5 protein-coding genes are annotated in these 3682 nt (G+C 57.0%); 3 read left to right on the top strand and 2 right to left on the bottom strand.

The window, feature by feature from the left end; translation table 11 throughout:
* Positions 1–79: 79 nt before the first annotated feature.
* Positions 80–244 (bottom strand): IS66 family insertion sequence element accessory protein TnpB, encoded by a 165-nt coding sequence (gene tnpB, locus P3T43_RS35360; protein WP_429285624.1) that lies wholly within the window; start codon positions 242–244, stop codon positions 80–82.
* Between tnpB (P3T43_RS35360) and P3T43_RS35355 the strand changes: the two genes are divergently transcribed.
* The 3 genes from P3T43_RS35355 to P3T43_RS35345 all read left to right on the top strand — a co-directional run bounded on the left by P3T43_RS35355 (position 229) and on the right by P3T43_RS35345 (position 3029).
* Positions 229–543, top strand: coding sequence for a DUF5372 family protein (locus P3T43_RS35355; RefSeq protein WP_429285623.1), 315 nt, complete (start codon positions 229–231; stop codon positions 541–543). The two genes, tnpB (P3T43_RS35360) and P3T43_RS35355, sit on opposite strands and share 16 nt — an antisense overlap.
* Positions 544–718: 175 nt before the next feature.
* Positions 719–1183, top strand: coding sequence for a helix-turn-helix domain-containing protein (locus P3T43_RS35350; RefSeq protein WP_309854521.1), 465 nt, complete (start codon positions 719–721; stop codon positions 1181–1183).
* Between the two features lie 286 nt (positions 1184–1469).
* Complete coding sequence (locus tag P3T43_RS35345) at positions 1470–3029, top strand: recombinase family protein (RefSeq protein WP_429285621.1); 1560 nt, start codon at positions 1470–1472, stop codon at positions 3027–3029.
* 554 nt (positions 3030–3583) lie between these two features.
* Here P3T43_RS35345 and tnpB (P3T43_RS35340) read toward each other — a convergent pair.
* A partial coding sequence (gene tnpB, locus P3T43_RS35340) for an IS66 family insertion sequence element accessory protein TnpB (protein ID WP_429285622.1) occupies positions 3584–3682 on the bottom strand: 99 nt, incomplete at its 5' end.

Raw genomic sequence — 3682 nt, 5'->3', positions numbered from 1 at the left:
AGTGTGTCGATGTCGTCGGGGAGTCGGCTGACTGGCATGCCTGAGAGTTTACCAGGCACGCGCAGAAGTGGGGGCAAATTTACGCGGCGCATGTGCGCTTCCACGTCCGTTCGGGGCGTCGCCAGTCGATGCCTTCGAGCAGCATCGACAGTTGTGCCGCCGACAGATGGATGCATCCCGCGTCGGCCTGCGGCCAGATGAAACGGCCTCGCTCCAGGCGCTTGTAACATACCTCGAAATACAGGCTCTGGGGTTGCCACAGAACATCTTGTCCGCATTACTCACCCGTTCCATCCGTTCAGCGGACAGCAACTTCTCTGCGTTGGGGAGCGCTATAACCGGTCTGGCCGACGTCTCCTGCTGCGCATCGACGACAAGAGTTATTGCTCCGTTCCGCCGAAATGGACGGATATGAGCGAACCTGATCCTGAGATATCCATGGGACGAGAGCGCGCGTTGTTCACTGTCAACGACTTGACGGAGCTTGCGCTATTAGTAAGACGTCTTTCGTACAGACGCGCCGGGAGCGGTACGGGGCCGTAAAGATATTTTTGCCGCATATGTAAAGCAATTGACGCCGCCAAATTCGAGGATAGGTTTCAGGAAACGTGCGTATCGCTGCGTAGTAATACGCTTGAATCTGAACTCAATAGAACTTGACAAAGGCAGTATCGCGGCATAATTTTATTACATCAAGTTGCAGCTATTTGGAGTGAATGTGCCGCCAAGTGTTCGCAAGCGCTCGAAGACCGATGTCCTCGCGGAGGACGGTACGCTGAATCCAACGCCATCGAACGTTCTCGATGCTAAGTTCCACGAGGGTGGATTCTTCGATCCCCATGACGCCGTGCAGGTCAAATATGAGATGTTGCGGCGCGTCTCTGTTGAGAAGGCCTCCATAACGCAGATCTCCGACGAATATGGTGTTTCGCGGCCAACGTTCTATCAGGCTCGAACGGACTTCGAGCAGGGAGGAATCGCAGGGCTGGTTCCAAGGAAACGTGGGCCGCATGGTCCGCACAAGATCCAGGGCGAGGTATTGGCGTTCCTCAAGTTGCAACACACGCCCGGAGAACCACTACGAGCGCGCGAACTGGCAAAGCTGGTTCGCAAAGAATTTGGTCTGGATGTACACCCCAGAACAATCGAGCGAGCGTTCGGTGTAAAAAAAACGGTGGAATAGCGGGATGCTGCGCCTGGCCGTCGACCGTGTCGGCGCCGATCGCTGCGCAATACGAGGTGATGCGTTCCGCTGCTCTTGGCCGAGCCCTGCCTGTAGAAGCTCGGCGCGGACTTAGCGTCTTCCTTGCGCGAGGAATGTGGACATGGGCGCGCATGATGGTTCCGGGGCGTGCACCGCCCGAACCAAATGTTACTCGGTCATCGTCGAACGTTCCGCCCATCGAACGTCAAGGCTTCATCTACGTACTTGCAGGCATGGCTGTGACGGTCAATGAGCGGAGAACACCGTGAACGCGTCCCTTAAAGTTCAGCCTCACCACCTCGAACGAAGCGCTTATCTCTACGTCCGGCAGTCGTCGATGCGGCAAGTCCTTGAGAACGTCGAGAGCACAAAGCGACAATATGCCCTGCGTGGACGCGCGACGGCACTCGGCTGGCGTGACGAGCAGATCGTCACGATCGATAGCGACCAAGGGGAATCTGGAGCATCAGCGTCCTGGCGAGAGGGGTTTCAACGATTGGTCACTGACGTGGGCATGGGCCGCGCAGGCATCGTCATGGGCCTGGAGGTGTCGCGCCTGGCCCGAAACAATGCTGACTGGCATCGACTTCTGGAAATCTGCGCGCTTGCTGATACGCTGATTCTCGACGAAGACGGGATATACGATCCAGCAAGTTTCAATGACCGTCTCCTGCTTGGGCTCAAGGGAACCATGAGTGAAGCGGAGCTTCATGTTCTCAAAGCGCGCCTGCGAGGCGGGATTCTGAACAAGGTGAATCGAGGCGAGTATCGGTGTGTGCTACCAACCGGCTTCGTATATGACGACCTTGGCAACGTAGTGCTAGACCCAGATTCCCAGGTCCGAGACACCATCACATACTTCTTTGAGACGTTCTCGAGAGTCGGCTCTGCCAGCCAGACAGTCAAGGTCTTCAAGAAGGAGGGCCTCCTGTTTCCATCCCGGATGCGCAACGCGAAGTTCCTGGTCTTCCAGCACCTCACCGCGTCAACGGCACTTCGCATGTTGAACAATCCGCGCTACGCAGGCGCTTACGCTTACGGTCGGAGGCACTATCGCAAACTTGCAGACGGGCGGAAAGTGCCAAAAAAGCGCGATCGCAATGACTGGCTTGCTTGCATTCCGGACGCCCATCCGGGATACATTACCTGGGAGCAGTATGAGCAGAACCTTGCTGTTCTGGAGACGAATGGTCATGGGTATAAAGTCGCGCGGTCATCGCCACCTCGCGAGGGCGCTGCTCTTCTGCAGGGCCGCGCCGTTTGCGGACGTTGTGGCCGCTATCTCCGGCTCCGATACGCTACGCGACGCGGAAGACAAGAAGCCTGGTATGTCTGCGACCGAGCACAAGGCGCCCATGGCGAACCTACGTGTCAGTCAATCGCCGGAGCGCCGATAGATGAAGCCGTTGGCGCATTGGTCGTCGCGTCGATGACTCCCGCTGCCGTTGAGCTAGCATGGGAGATACGCAGGGAAATCGAAGCACGTCACGATGAAGCTGATCGATTACGCCTGCGCGCTATCGAACGCGCCCGGCTCGATGCAGATCTTGCGCAACGACGCTTCATGCTGGTCGACCCAAGCAACCGACTGGTCGCCGACACACTCGAGCAAGAATGGAACGACAAGCTGCGCATATTGGCCGACGCGAGAGAACAAAGGGAGCGCAGCCAACAGCAGGAGCGTCTCATACTCGACGATGCGATCCGCGACCGGCTCATCGCAATGACAGCGGACTTCAAAACACTGTGGCGTGATTCATCGTTGGCGAATCGAGAGCGAAAGCGGCTGCTAGCCTATATCGTCGAGGACGTCACACTGGTCTAACTTCCTGACGAAGGGACAACAAAGATTCTCGTTCGCTTCAAGGCCGGCAAGACTGAAACCCTCACGGCACAGAATCCCAAAACATCTGCACAACAGGTCAAAACCAAGCCAGAGGTCCTCGAGCTCATCGACAAGCTTCTCGATCACCATACATGCTCTCAGATCGCACAGATCCTTAATGATCGGGGTATTCGTCCCGGCGGTTGTGTCCGTCCAGGTAAGAGCGACATTCGGTTCGACGCTCTGCGAGTCTCATACAACGCACAGCGAAATGGACTTCGATCCCGCCGCGACAGATTGCGCGACCGCGGCATGCTCACAAAGCTGGAGGCCGCAGCTCGACTCGGCATCCACGAAGCGACACTCACCAGGTGGGTCGAATACGGTCTCGTCAAACGACACGCCTATAACGATTACGCGTTCCTCTATGAAGTCCCGGATTCCCACCCGCCTGTGAAGCACAGCAGCAGATGGGATCGACTCACTGACCGCGCGAAAGAACGCAGCATCCAAAACCCTCTGATCCAAGAAAAGGAGTTGTAGTATGAAGCCAGCTAGTTGACGTACAGGTTCATTCCATCGCCACTCCACCACAGCAGTTTCACCAGATCGCCCCGGCGACCACGGAAGGCGAACACGTGGCCCGAGAACGG

It is taken from the genome of Paraburkholderia sp. GAS41 (assembly GCF_050436545.1).
Lineage (GTDB): Bacteria > Pseudomonadota > Gammaproteobacteria > Burkholderiales > Burkholderiaceae > Paraburkholderia.
The sequence above is the reverse complement of the archived record's forward strand: the minus strand, read 5'-3'. Positions and strand labels throughout refer to the sequence as shown.